Annotated in this window: 16 protein-coding genes, 1 tRNA gene, 1 other RNA gene and 2 pseudogenes; 6 read left to right on the top strand and 14 right to left on the bottom strand. The window is 56.5% G+C overall.

Translation table 11 applies throughout. The features are described from left to right. Positions 1-117 precede the first annotated feature (117 nt). Positions 118-347: pseudogene (locus tag QPJ95_RS16485) on the top strand (ABC transporter permease subunit); the annotation flags it as partial. A gap of 318 nt (positions 348-665) precedes the next feature. Here QPJ95_RS16485 and QPJ95_RS16480 read toward each other — a convergent pair. The 13 genes from QPJ95_RS16480 to QPJ95_RS16420 all read right to left on the bottom strand — a co-directional run bounded on the left by QPJ95_RS16480 (position 666) and on the right by QPJ95_RS16420 (position 13300). Continuing rightward, on the bottom strand, positions 666-1016 hold the full coding sequence (locus tag QPJ95_RS16480) for a hypothetical protein (protein ID WP_270917194.1): 351 nt from the start codon (positions 1014-1016) through the stop codon (positions 666-668). Positions 1017-1030: 14 nt separating this feature from the next. After that, complete coding sequence (locus QPJ95_RS16475) at positions 1031-1639, bottom strand: hypothetical protein (protein ID WP_270917193.1); 609 nt, start codon at positions 1637-1639, stop codon at positions 1031-1033. Positions 1640-1949: 310 nt separating this feature from the next. Next, complete coding sequence (locus tag QPJ95_RS16470; RefSeq protein ID WP_270917192.1) at positions 1950-2228, bottom strand: hypothetical protein; 279 nt, start codon at positions 2226-2228, stop codon at positions 1950-1952. A 228-nt stretch (positions 2229-2456) separates the two neighbouring features. Further along, positions 2457-2546 (bottom strand) — tRNA-Ser (locus QPJ95_RS16465). A gap of 78 nt (positions 2547-2624) precedes the next feature. Then, entirely contained in the window at positions 2625-3347 is a 723-nt protein-coding gene (locus QPJ95_RS16460; protein WP_270917191.1) for an alanyl-tRNA editing protein, read from the bottom strand. Continuing rightward, positions 3337-5751 carry a DUF3772 domain-containing protein gene (locus QPJ95_RS16455; RefSeq protein WP_270917190.1) on the bottom strand — a complete coding sequence of 805 codons (2415 nt, stop codon included), beginning with the start codon at positions 5749-5751 and terminating at the stop codon, positions 3337-3339. The genes QPJ95_RS16460 and QPJ95_RS16455 overlap by 11 nt, the downstream gene beginning before the upstream one ends. Positions 5752-5756: 5 nt before the next feature. Then, a complete protein-coding gene (locus QPJ95_RS16450; protein WP_270917189.1) occupies positions 5757-6791 on the bottom strand; it encodes a cysteine synthase A in 1035 nt (344 codons plus the stop codon). A 73-nt stretch (positions 6792-6864) separates the two neighbouring features. After that, the gene (locus tag QPJ95_RS16445; protein WP_270917188.1) at positions 6865-7995 is read right to left on the bottom strand and encodes an NUDIX domain-containing protein; all 1131 of its coding nucleotides are present in this window, start codon (positions 7993-7995) and stop codon (positions 6865-6867) included. A gap of 30 nt (positions 7996-8025) precedes the next feature. After that, entirely contained in the window at positions 8026-8466 is a 441-nt protein-coding gene (locus tag QPJ95_RS16440; RefSeq protein ID WP_270917187.1) for a TrgA family protein, read from the bottom strand. A 15-nt stretch (positions 8467-8481) separates the two neighbouring features. Further along, positions 8482-9687: an SAM-dependent methyltransferase gene (locus QPJ95_RS16435; RefSeq protein WP_270917186.1), complete on the bottom strand. Its 1206-nt coding sequence runs from the start codon at positions 9685-9687 to the stop codon at positions 8482-8484. Positions 9688-9789: 102 nt separating this feature from the next. Then, positions 9790-11013 carry an aminotransferase class V-fold PLP-dependent enzyme gene (locus QPJ95_RS16430; protein WP_270917185.1) on the bottom strand — a complete coding sequence of 408 codons (1224 nt, stop codon included), beginning with the start codon at positions 11011-11013 and terminating at the stop codon, positions 9790-9792. 179 nt (positions 11014-11192) lie between these two features. After that, positions 11193-12185 (bottom strand): acryloyl-CoA reductase, encoded by a 993-nt coding sequence (gene acuI / locus QPJ95_RS16425; protein WP_270917184.1) that lies wholly within the window; start codon positions 12183-12185, stop codon positions 11193-11195. 11 nt (positions 12186-12196) lie between these two features. Further along, on the bottom strand, positions 12197-13300 hold the full coding sequence (locus tag QPJ95_RS16420; protein WP_270917222.1) for a dimethylsulfoniopropionate demethylase: 1104 nt from the start codon (positions 13298-13300) through the stop codon (positions 12197-12199). Between the two features lie 151 nt (positions 13301-13451). Here QPJ95_RS16420 and QPJ95_RS16415 point away from each other — a divergent pair, with 151 nt between their 5' ends. The 5 genes and pseudogenes from QPJ95_RS16415 (at position 13452) to QPJ95_RS16395 (ending at position 17308) form a co-directional block, all read left to right on the top strand. Continuing rightward, on the top strand, positions 13452-14249 hold the full coding sequence (locus QPJ95_RS16415; RefSeq protein ID WP_270917221.1) for a FadR/GntR family transcriptional regulator: 798 nt from the start codon (positions 13452-13454) through the stop codon (positions 14247-14249). A 16-nt stretch (positions 14250-14265) separates the two neighbouring features. Beyond that, positions 14266-14616: a transfer-messenger RNA gene (ssrA, locus tag QPJ95_RS16410) on the top strand. Between the two features lie 164 nt (positions 14617-14780). After that, entirely contained in the window at positions 14781-15218 is a 438-nt protein-coding gene (locus QPJ95_RS16405) for an ester cyclase (protein ID WP_270917183.1), read from the top strand. A 223-nt stretch (positions 15219-15441) separates the two neighbouring features. Further along, positions 15442-16720, top strand: a pseudogene (gene chrA / locus QPJ95_RS16400) (chromate efflux transporter). 123 nt (positions 16721-16843) lie between these two features. Continuing rightward, a complete protein-coding gene (locus tag QPJ95_RS16395) occupies positions 16844-17308 on the top strand; it encodes an SspB family protein (RefSeq protein WP_270917182.1) in 465 nt (154 codons plus the stop codon). Between the two features lie 72 nt (positions 17309-17380). On the opposite strand, the gene QPJ95_RS16390 is transcribed toward QPJ95_RS16395, so the two are convergent. Then, a complete protein-coding gene (locus QPJ95_RS16390; RefSeq protein ID WP_270917220.1) occupies positions 17381-17884 on the bottom strand; it encodes a hypothetical protein in 504 nt (167 codons plus the stop codon). Positions 17885-18030 lie beyond the last annotated feature (146 nt).

The following is an 18030-nucleotide window of genomic DNA, read 5'->3' as shown; positions in this document are numbered from 1 at the left end:
CTTTTTCCCGTGAGTGGCCGGATCGAATACCAACAAATCGGCTGCCACTCAACAAGATCAACGTCTCGGTTGGGCCTGAAATTGACGCGAGAGTAAAGATGGCGCTCCAAGTTGTTCCGCATTCCGCCGACATTTGATGTTGTGGTGGAGATGGGGATGCTGAATACCCATGCTGGCCTGACGGTGCCGCTGATCGCATCAGCCACTGCAAATTTCCTGTTCCAGCAGTTTTCCTGACCATCTCGGATGAATTGCTTGAGGCTGCGCGAATTGACCGCGCGGGCCCCTTGCAGTTTTTCTGGGACATACTGCTACCGCTTAGCCACACCACTATCGCGACTTTGTTTGACCAGCGACTTGTGCCAGGGGACAACTTGATTGGGGCCAGAAAGTGCTTGTTATTCTTTACCCAACGCCAAACCGTTGCGTGCGACACACCATAGCGTTGGGCAACCTCGTCAATGGAAAGAAACCGAGATACCATTTGCGGTGTGGTGGGGCGCCTAGCCGGATTGCCTTTCTTCAGCTGGCGTTTCCTGGCCAGAGGTGCGGTGTCGGCCTCAGTACGAAAACAAAAAACAAGTCCCCTGGATCGGCACCTGAATTTTGGGAGGTCTTAGACATTCGATGCCTCCCCCAGGCCCCGCGCCGAATGGCGGCAAAATCTAAAACATCGCACTGCTCATTCTGAAGGGGCAAAGCAACCTGATCGCCAAAGAGGGGATGACCGCACGGATGCGCGCTCTGCGATTTAACAATTGGGGCGACCATTGGAGTGGCCCCCTCAAAGCAGGATCAACGCGGCTCGCCTCGCCCCAATCATTCAGGTCAGAGCCGTGATAAGTAATCTCGCGGCCAAGGCGGTAGAAGGCTGGGCCCCTCATCTTATGCCGCCACTGGGCAAGCTTTTCACGATCACCGATAATATCGAGATCTGGATCGCCCAGGAGGTAGCAGCGATCATTTTCAAAAAGATTGGGCACCGTTGGTTTTCCTTTCGTTGCCTTGAGTTGCAACGAATGAATGCCCCCTAATCTACATAGAAAGGCAGTCCCGGATCTCGAAATCGGGGACCCGAGAGCTTTGATAAATATACAAAAGAAATTTGGTCATCCGGAGAGACATAGGGTTGAGATGTGCCTTTCGGATAGTTTTCACTTAGGCCCTTACGAAATAGCTCAGCCAAATCAAGTACGTCCCATTTCTGTCCCGAATAGTTTTCACACAAGTCAATGGCCCTGCCCAAGTGGACTACGCCACGATACGTGCCCCAGATTTCCCTAAGGGTATCCCTGTCTCTGGCGCCGCGTACTCCGGACTCTTTCGCGTCATCACGAACTTGTTGCAGTATCCCCCTATCCGTTTGGACGCCTTCAAAATTTTTATCCTGAATGGACAGCCAGATCAGTTCTCCAAAATGTTCAGCGATGTTGAGCTTGTCATTATTCTTGTCTTCATAACGTCGGGTAGTCTGCAAAAATTCAAAGGACGCCTCGTGTCTCTGGGCCGAAGATTTTGCAACCCACTGAACAAATTCAGCATTGTTTGGATCCGAGGTCCAACAGGTGCCATGTTCACCGGACAGCATATCGATCTGCCACGCCACCACGTCATGTTTTACATTCTTGATGGCCTGCACCCTTTCCTCGATGCTTTCCTCGCTTACGGCGAGACGAATGAGTTGGACATTTCAGAGGCCTAGTCCCGGAATGTCGACCGAAAGCCGTGTACCGTGACCCCCTCGATGTTCATCCGGCGCAACAGCATCAACATCACATATTTGAAATTGGCTTGTGCCGCTTTTGCCCTTCAAACATGTAATCGGACTTCAGCGCTTTCAGTGGTTCGCTAATCGCCAGCATTTCATCTGTCAGCGGAACGCGGTGCGCCTCGCCAGTTTTCATACGTTCAGGCGGGCAGGTCCACAGACGCTCTTCGAAATCGATCTCTTACCAGCGTAGCCCAAGGGCTTCGCCTGTTCGCGATCCAGTGAGGCAGGTACACATCAGCGCCTTTGCCGCCATCGCCTTTCGTGTGTTCAAATCCGCATAGAACGCTGGCGCCTCTTGCCGCGCATCAAAACGGGGGTTCAGCCCTTGCTTGGCCATGCGGCGATATTCCAGCGCCCGGTCCCGCGCTTGATTGAGCGTCACAATATCCGCGCCCCCCAAACCAAAATCGGTGCGAAGTGGAGCTCCCTTTTTGTTCTTCCGGCCTTTGACCTCCACACGCACAATCCAGCGCCGTGACGCCCAGCGCTTAGGTTCTCAACCAGCTTCTTGGTCAACTTGCCAGATAGGGCCATTCCGAAAATACAACATTTTGTACCACTCACGGAACGAATTTAGTCATAACCGAAAGAAACTCAATGCAAACGAGTAGCGCGACTAAACCCCAGGGTACAAAAGGAAAAGGCCGCTCAAGGCGACCCAGCTAAACTCATCAAAAAGGTAAGGTGGCGGACAGACAGGGATTCGAACCCTGGAGACGGTCTCCCGCCTACACACTTTCCAGGCGTGCGCCTTCGACCACTCGGCCACCTGTCCACTGCGCGGTATTTGACCGATGCGCGGTTAGAATGCAAGAGCCAACCTCGGAAAAAATCCAGCCAGTGCCCGATTAATTCAGTCCTCCAGATGCAGGTAGACGCGGCGGTTCAATTTGCCCTTCTTTTCCACTTTTCCCAGACGAATTTTACCGATTTCGCCAGTGCGTTTCACATGGGTTCCGCCACAGGGCTGCAAGTCGACCTGCAAGTCACCAGAGCCGATGCGCACCAAGCGCACCCGGCCCGCACCTTTGGGCGGCGACACCGACATGGTTTTGACCAGTTGGGGATTGGCCTGCAGCTCAGCCTCGGTGATCCACTGTTCGGTGATCGGTAAATCGCGGTCGATCAAGTCCTGCAACTGTGCCTGCAAAGCGGCCTTATCCGCCGGTGCCTCGGGCATATTGAAATCAAGCCGCCCCTTTTCAGCACCAATAGAACCGCCACTGACCGGCAGCGGAATCACCACCGACAGCAGGTGTAGCGCCGTGTGCACCCGCATATGGCCAAACCGACGCCCCCAATCGAGCTGCTGGTTCACGTCGCTGCCGATCGGCGGCAATGCCTGTCCCTCGGCAGGCACCAAAACGATGGCGCCGCCCTCGCCCTTGACCGTCGTTGCGATGGTACAGGCGCCGCCCTGCCAGCTGAGCCCGCCGCCATCGCCAGGCTGGCCGCCGCCTGTGGGGTAGAACAGCGCCCGGTCTAAAACCACACCGCCTTGATCTGTGTGGGCCAAAACCCGGCCGGTGGTTTCTCGCAGATAGGCGTCATTTTGGAACAGTGGATCAGTAATCATTATCGCCCTCAGGGTCTGCTAGATCGCTTTGGTCTGGATGTTCAAAATGGGTGGGTGGCGCACTGTGTTGCGGCGGGCGCCTCACCTCAGTTAACGCTTCAGGATTGCGGATCCACAAGTCGCGCTGTGCAAACGGGATCTCGATGTCTTCTTCGGTAAATCGGCGGGATATTTCAAAGTTCAAATCAGACCGAACAGACAGCACCCAGTTCACATCGCGCAGGATCGCCCGGATTTCAAAATCCAGACTGTCTGCGCCAAAACCCTGAAAAACCACGCTGGGTTCCGGGTTCATCAGTACCATCGGATGGGCCGTGGCGATTTCCAACAGGATCTTTTGAATGCGCCGTGGATCAGTGCCATAGGCCACCCCAACCGGCACGATAACTCGGCCCACGGTATTGCCCCGGGTGTAATTGGTGACCGTGCCGGTGATCAGATCCGAGTTTGGTATGATCACATCGGTACGGTCAAACGTCTCAATCCGGGTTGAGCGCACCGAGATATCGCGAACATATCCCATCAGCCCTCCGACTTCGATCCAGTCGCCTTTTGAAATCGGCCGTTCAACCAACAGGATGATGCCAGAGACGAAATTCGAAACCACCGTCTGCAAGCCGAAACCAATACCAACAGACAAAGCCCCTGCAACAATTGCCAGTGACGAGAGATCCAGCCCGGCCCAGGAAATTGCCACCACGGCAGCGAGGAATACCCCCAGATAGCCGGTGCCCGATACAATCGCATTCTGACCGCCCGGATCCAGGTTGGTTTTCGGCAACAGTGAATTACGCAGGCTGCTCTGCACCATACGGGTTGCGACATATCCAACCGCAAAAACAACGGCAAACATCAAAAAGGAACTGGGAGAGATGCGGGAGCCACCCAGTTGAAACCCATCCATGAACCTGGCCCACAGCTCGGTCAGATCCGCCACCCTCGCACCCCAGACCAGCGCCAAGACCGGCACCGTCAGGATCGCCAGGCCAAATCCAACCAGCACCGAAAACAGGGAATCCTGTGCCGCCTCGGGGTTTCGGGTGACCAGGGCATAGATGGCCCCAATAAAGCGCTGAAAAATCAGGGCGGCGGACATCACAAACAGGGTTATTGCAACCGGATAGATGATCGCCTCTGCGGCGTGAATATAGCCAAAAACCGCAAGAACCGGGGCCAGAATACCAAACAGATAGACCGCACGCCGGATGCCTCCAACAAGTTTATTTGCTCCCGCAGCGCCCCCGGTTCCCCCTGCCTCACTGTTGCCCTTGGGGGCCTGAGAACGTCTCAAGCCAAGCCGCTGCACCCGGAAAAGGAGCAGAGAGGTGGTCAGGATAATTGGAAAAGCAACCACGGACCGGGTGATCTGTGACAGGTTTTCCACCTGATCAACTTGAACGATGAGATCCCGCAGGACCAGCATTACTGCAACCAGGACGATCAATAGGCGTAATTCACGCTGCTGCATTTGCGAAATTGGTACCAGCGCATTCTGATCAGCGGGGGCCAGCACGTGCTGTCCCAGCCAATTGAAAGCCAACAGGATCGCGGCCCAGCCGGGAACCGTCTCAAGTATCAGAGACCCCCGCACCCCCAGCACCCCGGACACCGAAATGGCCTGTGTCAGAAGGGTGACCCCTACAAGCGGCAAAAAGGCTTGCACAAGGGACACCAGAAAGCTCCATACGCCGGTGTCCTTTATGCCGAATTGGCGCAGATAGTCGCCAACCAGACGGGCCCAGACCCGCCCCCGCAGCACCAGCAACCCGCCCACAAGGATCAGGCCGAGAATAACAGGAAGTTTGTTTTGCAGATTTTCACGTGTTGTATCGTTGTGGACCTGCAATAAGGTCTCGTTCCAGATAGCGGTGATGGCGGCAGATACCTCGCGCATGGCCTGCGGCCAATGCTCGGGGTTCAGCGGTGATGGGCCGCGCTGCAACAACGCCTTGGTCTGACGTTTGCGAATGATGCGGTCGATTTCCGAGATCAAACCGTTGGCGCGATTGTGGGCCTCTTCTGACACCACACGCGGCACCCGCAGTGCGTTCAGCTGATCATTCAGCGAGGATCGCAGGGCGGCAATATCGCCATCTTCGACCACCCCCTCGCCGGGCGCTGGCCCAAGGGCGCTGAGCTGGGACGTCAGCGTAACGATGCGATCCGCGTTGTTGTCCCGTGCTTTGGCAAACTCTTCTCTATTTTCTGCAATTTTCTGTCGCAGCACCTCGAGCGACGCTGAAGACGCACGGTTTTTGTCTATCACCAGTTCTGCCCGCTCAGCGGTTTTGAGCCAGGCCTGATAATAGTCCCGTTCTGTTGACGATAATTGTGCCTCAGCCCCCCCAGCGCCCCAAACAGCAAAACAAAGCACCGCAAGGAAAAGCCGGAGGATCTGCATCATCTGCCTCATGTGTCTTCGAATACACCCGGGATGGAGGCAGGGGTATGGGTCATCCAATCCGGCACTGGCAGGTTTTTCTCGCGCAGGAATTCCGGGTTGAACAGTTTTGACTGGTAGCGGGTGCCATAGTCGGCCAGCACGGTGACAATAGTATGCCCCTTGCCCATATCCTTGGCCATACGCACGGCCCCAGCTATGTTGATCCCAGAAGAGCCACCAAGCACCAGCCCCTCGTCATGCAGCAAGTCAAAGATATAGGGCACCGCTTCGTCGTCTGGCACCTGATACGAGAAATCGGGCGTAAAACCTTCCAGGTTTTTGGTGATCCGCACCTGACCGATGCCCTCGGCAATGGAACTGCCTTCCATCACCATCTCACCGGTGGTGTAATAGGAATACAATCCGGCCCCCATCGGGTCGGCCAATCCCATTTTGACGCCCTTAGGCTGCAGCGCTTCGGCAACGCCAACCAGCGTTCCGCCTGAGCCTACCGCACAAACAAAGCCATCCACCTCGCCATTGGTCTGTTCCCAGATTTCCGGCCCGGTGGTTTCCAGATGCGCCTGTTTATTGGCGACGTTGTCGAACTGATTGGCCCAGATCGCCCCGTTGGGCTCGGTCTTTGCCAACTCGGCCGCCAGGCGCTCGGAATAGCGCACAAAGTTGTTGGGGTTGCGATAGGGCGCGGCGGGAACCTGCACCAGCCGAGCCCCGGCCAGACGCAACATGTCCTTTTTCTCTTCGGACTGCGTCTCAGGGATGACAATGACCGTCTTGAACCCCATCGAAGCGCCAACCAGCGCCAGGCCAATGCCGGTATTGCCAGCGGTGCCTTCAACAATCGTGCCGCCGGGTTTCAGATCGCCACGGGCAATGGCATCCTTGATGATATACAGGGCAGCGCGGTCTTTCACCGACTGGCCTGGGTTCATGAATTCGGCTTTGCCCAGAATCTCACAGCCGGTCTCGTCACTGACGCGGTTCAGACGAATTAGCGGTGTGTGGCCTATGGCGTCAGCCAGATCACGTGCGATGCGCATGGTTTCCCTTTCGATCAATTGCCTAAGATGTAACCAAGGCCCGGGGCGAGCTCAAGGAAAGAACACACCGGGGTCATCCCTGCCGCAACCTTTGCCGCAACCTTTGCCGGTGTCTGGCCAACCATAACGCCGCGGTTACCAGCGGCATATCCAAATAGGACTGGGCGTCCACTGCGGCCATCAACGCGTCAAAGCCGATCAGCTTGCAGCGAATATCCTCGCCCTCTGATGCCAGCCCGCCGCCGGCCTGTCGCGTTGTCAGATCGCTGATTCCCACAAAAATGTGAATGAATTCACCGGATGCGCCGCTCGACGGATAGACCTGCGCCACCGGCTCCAGCGCCGACAGTGTGACCCCCGCCTCCTCCATCGCCTCGCGGTGCGCCGCCTGCTCGGCGCTCTCACCGGGATCAATCAACCCAGCCACCGGCTCCCACATCCAGGGGCGCTGTTCGCCGGCGATGTAGGTGGCGGCGCGAAATTGCTCAATCAACAGCACCTCGTCACGCACCGGATCATAGGGAAGAACCACAGAGGCCCGGCCAACCAGCGCCGCACTCCGGTTTATCACCGGGCTCAGGCTGCCATCGTAGCGACGGTACTGCAGGTCCACCTCATCCATGGCAAAGAAGTTGAGATGTGCGCGCCGGTGGTTATGCACGACCACATCTTTGCTCAGGTCGCGCGCAGGGTCGCCGGCCCTTGCCTGTGCGGCCAGCCAGGCCGCAGCCCGGATCCGAATTGAGGGAAAGCTCTTGGCCACCTCTGCCGCGGACATGCGCCCCTGATAAGACATTACTTCTTGCGCCGCCCGCAGGGTCAGGGCCCCCCAATCGGTGATCCACTCCTGCAAGTCCCAGAGCTCAGCAGTTTGCCACAAGCCGGGTTGCGGGAAATAGACCTGAGCGGCGGCCTGCTCGCCGTCCTCAGTTTGCACCACCACATCTTTCAGGTCGTAGTCAAATCCACCCTCATAGAAATTCAACGCGGCGAGATCATCTTGCGACAGGCCGCGCACCAAGACGCCCTGCGTAACATGATCTATTCGTTCTTCGATGGCTGGGAAAATCTGCCCCCGCACCGCAAAAGCCCCGTGCCCGGCAAGCTCGGCCTGCGATACATCCAGCGCCGCGCCCGACCGGCCCAGCACCAGTTCCAGCAAGCGTGGATAGCACAATGTTCCATAGAAAAACAGATCAACCACGTCCAGTAACCCTTTTATATGAATACGAAATTATCGCCAGCGGCGGCTGGCGCTTTCAGTTACCAGCCCCGACACAAGGGCGCCGATCAGCACAGTCGCTATAACCTGCGGAACAAAAATGACAGTGGCGTAATCCAAGCCAATCACAAAAATTTGTGACAAGGCTTCAAATGGCCCATCATAGCGGTTGCGCATCGCCAATCGGAACATCTCGTCGGCGCCGTAGATAAACAGCCCCCAGAACAACATGACGGCGACACCGCTGATACCATTGTTGATGGCCGGCACCGTGCCCCGACCTGCGCGTTTGCCCATCACCACCCAACCGACCACCAGACCGATCGCCATATTCAGATAGGTAAAGTTGTCAAAACTGGTGCCTTCAGGCATCAGCGGTTTGATCTCTTCTGACAGAATAAAGGCAAGGAGGGCGAGGCAAAGGGCCGCCGTCAGTTTGGCTCCGGTGGGCATAAGGATTAAATCCGTCTAGCGATGTGAAACTGTGATTTGCGTTACGTCACAGGTTCCCGTTTTAAATGACGCGGCGCAAGAGGTTAGATAAAAATTCCACATCCGTCGAAATCTATCGTCAAATCCCATGCCGGTGATCTGCTGCCAACGGGCGTTAAACGTCGCGCTCCATAAGCGCAATGTCCGGTCGTAACTGGCGCCAAATTCCTTGCTCTGAACCACGCTCAGGCCCGCCTGGTCGATCTGTTGGAGAAGCACCCGCGGACAGGGCAGCATCCCACCCGGAAATATGTATTTCTGAATGAAGCCAATGCCTTTGCGGTATATGTTCCACCGCTTGTCGGCGATGGTGATGATCTGCAAAGTGGCCCGTGCACCGGGCTTCAGGCGGTCGCGCACCGCATGGAAATACGCTGGCCAATATTGCTCCCCCACCGCTTCGAACATTTCAATCGAGGCAACACCATCGAACTGCCCATCACAGTCGCGATAATCCTGCATGCGAAGCTCGACCAGATCCGTTAGCCCCGCCTTTTCGATGCGCTGAACCGCAAAATCGAACTGCTGCTGACTGATGGTCAACCCGGTCACCCGCAGCCCATGCTCGCGGGCTGCATATTCGGCAAAGCCGCCCCAGCCACATCCGATTTCAAGAATTTGATCGCCTGGCTTGACCCCCATCTGATCCACCACGGATTGGTATTTGGCCTGCTGCGCCTGCTGCAGGCTTTCTAGTCCGGTGACAAACAACGCGCTCGAATAGGTCATCGTTTCGTCCAGCCAGACGCGATAGAATTCATTGCCGAGATCATAGTGGGACGAGATGTTCTTGCGGGCCTGCCTGCGGTTGTTTCGATGCAACCAAAACCGGAAATTCTCATAGGCGCGCACCAGTCTCAGCCCCGGAAAATTGTCGTATAACGTGTCGCTGCCCATATGGATAAGATCCATAAACGCCTGCAGATCTGAACTGCTCCACCAATCGTCAAGATAGGCGTCACAGAACCCCAGTTCCCCTTCGCGGATCAATCTGGCAAACACATCGGCATTGTGAATATGTAAATCAGCGCGGGGTCCGGGCAGCGCGCCTTTGGCTAAAAAGACGCGCCCATCCGGCAGCTGGATCTTCAATTGACCGGCTTTAATTCCGCGCAGCTTGTCGAAGACAGCGATGAAATACCGAGGTAGGCCCGACTGGCCGTCGGTGGATGTGAATGGCATTCTCTTCCCCCATGTTCATAGGGAGAAGCTAGGGCGCGAATGGAACTCAGGCAAGAAACCTGGCCCCAGACGCGTTTGCCTCCTTAGGCTGCAGCTGCGCGGTCAGAGCACGTAATCAAGCGCCGACAGCAGTTTTTCAATTTCAGCCTCAGAGGTGTAATGGGTAAAGCTCAGGCGCAGAACACCGGCAGCGGGATCAATGCCCAGAGCCTTCAATGCACGCACGGCATAAAAATCGCCGCCGCCTGCCATAATCCCCATTTCGGCCAGCTGTGCGGCAACCGGCTCTGCTGCCACCTTAAGTTGCAGCGCAACGGTCGGCGCCCGAACCGCAGCGTCGGCAGGGCCGATCAAGCGAACATCATTGCGATCCTTGACTGCATCCAACAGCGGTTGCAGCAGCTTGACCTCATGCGCCCGCATCAGGTCATGCACAAAAGCCGCCCGCAATGCCGGGTCTGTTTGCGGGCCACCATGGTGGTCACATAACATGTCGATGTAATCGGCAATCCCTGCGCAGGCCGCCACTTGAGCGTGATCGGGTCCGGCCGGGGTAAAGCGTTTATAGCCCACGTCACCGTTGAAATAATGTGCCTGATTGGGCAGTAATTCTGACAAGGCCCGGCGGACAACCATCACCCCCTGATGTGGACCATAGGTCTTGTAAGCGGAAAACAGATATATATCGGCGCCCAGCTCAGCAACATTCGGCAGCCCATGCGGCGCATAAGACACCCCGTCCACACAGACAAAAGCCCCCGCAGAATGGGCCATCGCGGTGATCTCGGCCACCGGATTAATCTCACCAACCACATTTGAGCAATGCGGAAAACAAACCAAACGCACCTTTTCGTCCAACAGCTTTGCCAGATCCGCCAGATGCAATTTTCCCGATTGCGGGTCGATCTGCCATTCCCGGACCTCAATGCCGCTCTCCGCCAGGCGGCGCCAGGGCCCCGAGTTCGCCTCGTGATCCTGATTGGTCACGATGATGGCCTCACCCGGTCCGACAAACGTCCTGAACGCCTGTGACAAAACATAGGTATTCTGTGTCGTTGAGGGGCCAAAGCTCAGCTCATCACTCTCAACCCCCATCATCGCCGCCAGACGCTGGCGGGCTTCATCCATCTCGGCGCCACCGAGTATTGAGGCCTCATAAGGCGCGTAGGGCTGCACCTTACGTTGGGTATAAAATCGGGTCAGCCGGTCAATCACTGACTGACAAGTATAAGATCCGCCCGCGTTCTCAAAAAATGCCTGCCCCTGCAGGCTAGGCTCTGCAAAGGCTGGAAACTGGCTGCGTGCGAATTCAAGATCCAATGACATGGTAACTCCCCGTTCTGTTGAAGAATCTCTGCCGCGATTGGCAGCTCAGGTCAAGGTCCGGCAGCGCTGGCAAAAACTGACGTCAGGTCTGGATGGGCATGCCCGGTCAAAAACAGTGGCCAGCGTGACAGGACATCGTCGCGCTGGCCGGAATAGTCGCCAACGGCAGGGTTTGAAACTCAGGCGTTTACGTCAACCACAACCCGCCCCTTGATCTGACCGTTAAGAATATCCGCCCCCAACTTGGGCAGATCACTCAGCCGCGCCGGTTGGATCATGGCCTCTAGTTTGTCCATCGGCAGATCCGCGGCAATCCGCGTCCAGGCCCGCAGCCGGTTGTCATAGGGCTGCATCACGCTGTCGATGCCCAAAAGGTTCACACCGCGCAGCAGGAACGGAATGACCGTAGTCGGCAGCCCTGCACCGCCAGCCAGACCCACAGCCGCAACCGATGCGCCGTATTTCATCTGCCCCAGCACCCGCGCCAGCATGGCACCGCCAACAGCATCCACACAGCCAGCCCAGCTTTCCGCTTCCAGTGGCCGCTTTACGGTTTCATTCAAATCCTCCCGCGCCACAATCTGGCTCACCCCCAGCGAGGTCAGGTATTCCGCCGTTTCAGGGCGACCGGTGACCCCCGCCACCTCATAGCCAAGATTTGCCAAAATCGCCGAGGCAACCGAGCCCACACCGCCGGCAGCGCCGGTCACCAGCACCGGACCGTGACCCGGTTCCAGACCATGATCCTCCAGCGCCATCACCGCCAACATGGCGGTAAATCCGGCGGTGCCCACTGCCATCGCCTGACGGCAGTCCAATCCCTCGGGCAATGGCACCAGCCAATCCGCTTTGACATTGGCCTTTTGCGAATAGCCGCCCCAATGCGCCTCGCCAACCCGCCAACCGGTCGACACCACCTTATCGCCCGGCTTATAGCGATCATCCGAACTCGTCTCGACGGTACCGGCAAAATCAATTCCCGGCACATGCGGATATTTGCGCACCAGTCCGCCGCCGGGGCCGATGCACAGACCATCCTTATAGTTCACAGTGGAATACTCCACTGCCACCGTCACCTCGCCATCGGGCAGTTGATCCAGACTGATCTGCTCCACAGCCGCCGAGGTTTTTTTGCTCTCTTCGTCCCTATTCACAACCAATGCGTTGAACATTATGTTCTCCTTCAGATCCAAAATTTGTCGCGCACAGTGGCCGCGCGCATGCCGACAGGCGTTTCAACTTCAAGCTTGGTACCTGCGTCCCAATGGGTCATGCGAACCATGCCGATTGCGACATTCGTTCGAAAATCAGGCGACCAAGCGGCGGAGGACACTCGCCCTACCCGCTTACCTGACGCATAAAGCGGCCAGTACTCGGTGCAGGCGGGGACAGGTTCTCCGCTAATGGAAAGTGGTCGGATCTGCTGAACCGGCCCCTCTTTTGCGACCCGCAACAAAGCGTCGCGCCCGATGCAGCCAATCGCTGTGTGAGTATCGCAAAACCTGCCCAACCCGCACTCATGAGGTGTGTTATCATCGGTCATGTCATTGCCAAAACTCAACAACCCACCTTCAATCCGCTCAATCAGATTAGGACACCCAGCCCGTACGTCCAAATCCTCACCTGCCTCAAACAGCTTGTTCCAAAGAGGCATGCCAATTTCACTGTCTTCAACGTAGATCTCAAAACCGCCTTGTTTAGAATATCCCGAACGCGCAATGACCAGATCGCGCCCCTGAAACTGAAACACACCAAACCGGAAAAAGCGGATATTGCGAATGCTGCTGCCAAATACCCGCTCCAAAAGCTCTTCAGCTTTCGGGCCCTGTATCGCCAGCGGTGACACATCCGGTTCATCCACCAGCACATCCAACCGCCAACCATTGGCAACGCCCTTGACCCAGTAAAGCAGATCACTATCGGCGATAGAGATCCACCACCGGTCCTCCGCCAGCTTCACCGCTACGGGATCGTTCAACATTCCACCCGTCTCATCGACAATTGGAATATAGAAACATTGCCCCGGCAGCATGCCCCGCAGGTCGCGAGGCGTAAGCATCTGCATCAGGCGCCCGGCATCCGGGCCTCGCAGTTCCACCTGCCGTTCACACGACACATCCCATATCTGCACGTTCTTCTTTAAGTGGTGGTAATCCGCTTCAACACTTTCAAACACAGTTGGTAGCAACATGTGGTTGTAGACAGTGTAGGCTTTTACGCCGGCTGCTTCGACACCTTCCGAGAAGGGTGTTCTGCGCAAACGCCGCGATGGTGAAATCAATGCCATTATTTTCTCTCTGTCTTGCTCAGCTACTGGATTGCGAGGGAACCACGTCAGATACTTTCGACTCAACGCTTGCGTTTTAAATGTCAGACTTTTAAATGTCAGACAAATGAAAAATGTCTCCGCGCAACTGACGCCACATCAGGATATGACAATGAAGATCGACCCCAACAGCTCAGCCAACCTCTCGGCTCAGATTGCCAAGGCCATAAGGGACTCGATTGTTGCCGGCGACCTGATCATTGACCAACGGTTACCCTCAGAGGCCGAATTGGCCGACTACTTTCAGGTTTCGCGACCTACAGTTCGCGAAGCTCTGAAACGATTGGCCGCCAAATCCCTGATCCGAACACAACGCGGCGCGACTGGCGGCGCTTTTGTCAATCGGATCAGCTTCGAAGAGGCGTATTCTGATCATGTCACCACCTCCACCTTGTTACTATCGATGAATGCGGTCAGCTTTGATACCGCCTGTGAGGCCCGATATGCGCTGGAACGCGCCTGCGCCCCCCTGTCCGCTCTGCGCCGCACCCCCGATCAACTGGCCACCATGCGCGCCGAAATACTGCGGCAAAGCCGACCAAGCCTGACTGATGAATCCTTTTGCGAGTCTGATGTCGCATTTCACCGCGCCCTGGTCGATGGCGCCGACAATCCGGTTCTGTCGTACCAACTGGCCGGGTCGATTGAAGCCATGCAGCCGCTGATGAATATCATCACCTTCTCGGCCCGGTCCCGAGAGAAAATCATCTCACTGCACAGCCAAATTACGGATGCCATCGAAACCAGAGACGGCACTGCAGCCACCCTTGGTCTAAATGATCTCGAGGCCGAAACCCGTGGCCTTGCCGCCAGCGTTTTTGCGGCTCGATCGGCGGCAAAGCACCCCCTCCAGCCCGCCGTTGCCCCGGATCCTCGCGCCGGATCAAAACACCTCCGGAGCCTGCTTTGACATTTCTTCCTTTTTACCCCTTCAACTTCACCTCGTACCGCCCTATATTGGCATTGTTCCCTCGGGGACTATGGACATAAATGCGCTCGTAATAAGCGGATCGGACCCGGGGGCGGTACCCGGCGTCTCCACCAAACATCCTTCATTTGGGGATCATGGGGACGAAATAGGATCGACGGACGTCTAAAGGAGTTAGCTTTGTCTCGGCTGTCTGCCACCGTTACCGGCGAAAACTGTACAATTGCAAATGACAATCGTGCTCCGATGGCTCTGGCTGCGTAAGCAGTTCGAGAAATCGAAACTTAAGTCCTTGCGCTTTGCAGCGTAAGGCGGGGTTCGCAGGTACCTGGCAACAGAAACCTGCACTACCCTCCCCTCCATATTCCATGCGCCTATCTGGGATGCGCCTATTGCTGACGCCAGCCGCCAACCTACGGTCAGTCTTCGATAAAACCACAAATAGCGCGTCCCAAATTCACCTAATATTCATGCTTCCGGCAGAGATTCGAATTCAGTATTGAAGGCGAGACGATGACCATGACGAAGACCGAATTCCTACAGTATTGGTTCGACGAAGTTTGGTCGAATGGAAACCTGAGCGTTGTAGACCAAATGTACGGCGCAGAGTCCTCATCCACCGGCGCCATTTTGATTGCCCCATTCCGACGAGAGGACATTTGCGAATTGGTGACTGCAATTCGCGAACTTCTAAGCGACATCCGGGTCACCTTTAGTCACCAAATGGAACAAGAGGACTGGTTGGCTGTGCGCGCCGTGATCGACGCCGAGCGGGCAGACAATGGCGCAAAAATTCAGATGACCGGGCAAATGTTCATCCGTTTTGAAGGACAAATCATCGCCGAATCTCATAGTCACTTCAACTACATCTCCCTGTTCGAGCAATTGGGCCAGATACCGCCAGATGCCATACCCATTTTACTGACGGGACAAGCAATGAAATGGAAATAGCTTGCTCTCTTGACAGCAGTGAGCGCCGCGTTACTGGTTGACCCCATGGGGATATATACCCCCGTAAGGCTGAGACCCAAGGCTCGCATCCAAACCTCCGTTGACGGAAAGGGGGCCCGAAAGGATACCCCGTGGCGATTGCATTATCTACAATCAACCCGACATCCCTGATGCGCCTGTTCGCCCCTGCCGAGGCCAATGACTGGCCAGCGGTGAGCAACTGATGCGCCCCTCGATGGGGGACATGCTCCGCGTTTTTGGACGCATTGGCTTGCTCAGCTTTGGCGGCCCCGCAGCACAGATTGCCGTGATGCACCGGGAACTGGTCGAAGACCGCCCCTGGTTAAGCGAGGCGGGATTTCTGCGCGCCCTGTCGTTTTGCATGCTGCTGCCCGGCCCCGAGGCGATGCAGCTGGCGACCTATGCAGGCTGGCGGCTGCGCGGCGTTGCCGGCGGGCTGCTGGCCGGGCTGCTGGCCGGGCTGCTGTTTGTGATACCCGGTGCCCTGATTATCGGCATTCTGGTCGGGCTTTACGCGGCCTATGGCGAGCTGGAGCTGGTACAGGCTGGATTTCTGGGGATCAAAGCCTCGGTGGTGATCATTGTATTGCTGGCTCTGCGCAAACTGGCCTCCAAAGCACTCCACGGCATCCAGGCCTGGGGACTGGCCGGGTTGGGATTTATTGGCTTATTTGCGCTGAACCTGCCCTTTCCACTGATCGTGCTCGGAGCTGGCCTATTTGGGCTATTGCGCGGCGGCGGTGGCGCCCAGGCCGAAGCGGCATCACAACCCTTGAACCTTTCACAGGCGGCGCGGCAGCTTCTGATCCGGGGTGGTCTTTGGCTGCTGCCGCTGATCGCCCTCAGCCTGTCAGGCGCAACTTTTCTGGCCAGTATCGGATGGTTTTTTTGCCAAACTGGCTGTCGTCACCTTTGGCGGCGCCTATGCGGTACTGGCCTATATGACCCAAACCGTGGTGGAACATTATCACTGGATCTCAACCGAACAAATGATCGACGCCCTGGGTCTTGCCGAGACCACACCGGGGCCTCTGATCCTGGTCACCCAGTTTGTCGCCATGCTGGCCGGGCTACAGGCCCAAGGCCCGGCGCTGGGGCTTGCGGCAGGCCTGGTGGCGCTCTGGGCCACTTTCATGCCCTGTTTTCTATGGATTTTTCTGGCTGCACCCTATGTTGAGCAAATTTCCTCGCACCCCCGGCTGGGCGCCGCCCTGAAAGCCATAACGGCGGCTGTGGTGGGGGTTATTCTGAACCTGTCGGTCTGGTTCGCCCTGCATGTGCTGTTCACCAAGATAGATCGTTTTGAATACGGGCCGATTTCGCTGGCGCTGCCCGCCAAGAGCAGCTTGGATCCGGTGGCGCTGGGTCTGGTTTGCCTAGGCGCAGTCGCCACCGTGCTGACCCGCGGCAGCATGGTGTTAACCCTGCTGCTCATGACTTTGGCTGGGCTCGCCACCAGCCTGCTGCCGGTGGCAGGATAACCGGCCCCCCAATCGGGAAACAACAAGGCATCAGCCCGTAGGATATTCACAAAATCTATCCGGCTCCTCTTTTGTTTCTGTTCGAATCCCCTATGATTGGGACCAGACCAAAAGGGTGATGATATGTCCCGCGACATCGACTACGGAAATCTTATGCATACAGCTATGCGCGGTCTGATCCGGACCGTTTTGCTGGATATTGCCGACAAAGGGCTGCCTGGAAATCACCATTTCTTTATCACCTTCGACACCGACCATCCGGATGCCGAATTGGCTGATTGGTTGTCTGACCGCTATCCTGGCGAAATGACCGTGGTGGTGCAGCATTGGTTTGATAACCTGGATGTTGGCAAGGATGGCTTTGCCATAACACTGAATTTCGGCGACGCGCCGGAACCGTTGTATATTCCCTATGACGCGATCAAGACCTTTGTCGATCCATCGGTCGAATTTGGCCTGCGCTTTGAATCTGCGGATGAAGACGCCGATGGGGATGCAGCCGCAGCGGTTGATGAAACCGGTGATGATCCCCAGGAAGACTCCAAGCCAGATGCGGATGTCGTGTCCCTGGACAGCTTCCGAAAGTAACCTTCGACAGCTGTAGTTTTGTTCAATCCCTGCCCGCAGCCGAAGCCGCAGTCGCAAGACCGGTTGCGGCCCTTACTGGCGCGACAGAAATGTTGAAATAAACCTGGTTGGAATACCGTTGCGGTGAGAGTTGAAATTCAACTGCAACCCTCCCTCAATCAGGGAGCGGTCATACTGCTGCATCTCATAATCACCATTCGGAGCCACAAACATCGAGAAAACCGTGAGTGTGTCTCCGGTAATCCGGCTCCAGACATAGGGTTCCCCCTTCATCGGGTCCAATTGTTCTGTGTGACCAAAGACATTGCGTTTCATCGCCGCTGAAAACACACCATCACGTTCCGTTGGTTGAAACTCAATCTGGTAGGATTTGACCTTGCGCCGCCCGTCATCTTTTTCTGTGGTAGAGGTCCAGGTCACACTATAGCCGATTTTGGTCTCCCGGATGACCACGCTCATATCCCGAAGAGAGATGTCCCCGGCCCGCGTCTCGACCTCTGCCCGCCCGGAATACTCACCGACAAAACGCGATATATCCGCAAAAGCGATTTGCCCGGACAAGGCAACAGCCGCCATGATCACCGGGAGTGCGAGCGACACTTTACGAGTAATCTCTTGCGGGATACGGAAATAGACCACGGGACCTCCTTGGGGCGAACACCAGCTTGCCCCCCTACTGTAGCCATCCCGGGCCGCCAGACAATGCTTTGCAGAAAAATTGA

Source organism: Parasedimentitalea psychrophila, assembly GCF_030285785.1.
In the GTDB taxonomy this organism is placed as follows: Bacteria; Pseudomonadota; Alphaproteobacteria; order Rhodobacterales; family Rhodobacteraceae; genus Parasedimentitalea; species Parasedimentitalea psychrophila.
Note: the sequence above shows the minus strand (reverse complement) of the source record. Positions and strands in the feature narration are given on the sequence as shown.

Bases quoted from the DNA above. Each gene is read 5' to 3' on its own strand.
- QPJ95_RS16460 (WP_270917191.1), bottom strand. From the start codon at position 3,347: ATGATTACTGATCCACTGTTCCAAAATGACGCCTATCTGCGAGAAACC.
- QPJ95_RS16455 (WP_270917190.1), bottom strand. From the start codon at position 5,751: ATGATGCAGATCCTCCGGCTTTTCCTTGCGGTGCTTTGTTTTGCTGTT.
- QPJ95_RS16450 (WP_270917189.1), bottom strand. From the start codon at position 6,791: ATGCGCATCGCACGTGATCTGGCTGACGCCATAGGCCACACACCGCTA.
- QPJ95_RS16440 (WP_270917187.1), bottom strand. From the start codon at position 8,466: ATGCCCACCGGAGCCAAACTGACGGCGGCCCTTTGCCTCGCCCTCCTT.
- QPJ95_RS16435 (WP_270917186.1), bottom strand. From the start codon at position 9,687: ATGCCATTCACATCCACCGACGGCCAGTCGGGCCTACCTCGGTATTTC.
- QPJ95_RS16430 (WP_270917185.1), bottom strand. From the start codon at position 11,013: ATGTCATTGGATCTTGAATTCGCACGCAGCCAGTTTCCAGCCTTTGCA.
- acuI (WP_270917184.1), bottom strand. From the start codon at position 12,185: ATGTTCAACGCATTGGTTGTGAATAGGGACGAAGAGAGCAAAAAAACC.
- QPJ95_RS16420 (WP_270917222.1), bottom strand. From the start codon at position 13,300: ATGGCATTGATTTCACCATCGCGGCGTTTGCGCAGAACACCCTTCTCG.
- QPJ95_RS16415 (WP_270917221.1), top strand. From the start codon at position 13,452: ATGAAGATCGACCCCAACAGCTCAGCCAACCTCTCGGCTCAGATTGCC.
- QPJ95_RS16405 (WP_270917183.1), top strand. From the start codon at position 14,781: ATGACCATGACGAAGACCGAATTCCTACAGTATTGGTTCGACGAAGTT.
- QPJ95_RS16395 (WP_270917182.1), top strand. From the start codon at position 16,844: ATGTCCCGCGACATCGACTACGGAAATCTTATGCATACAGCTATGCGC.
- QPJ95_RS16390 (WP_270917220.1), bottom strand. From the start codon at position 17,884: ATGGCGGCTGTTGCCTTGTCCGGGCAAATCGCTTTTGCGGATATATCG.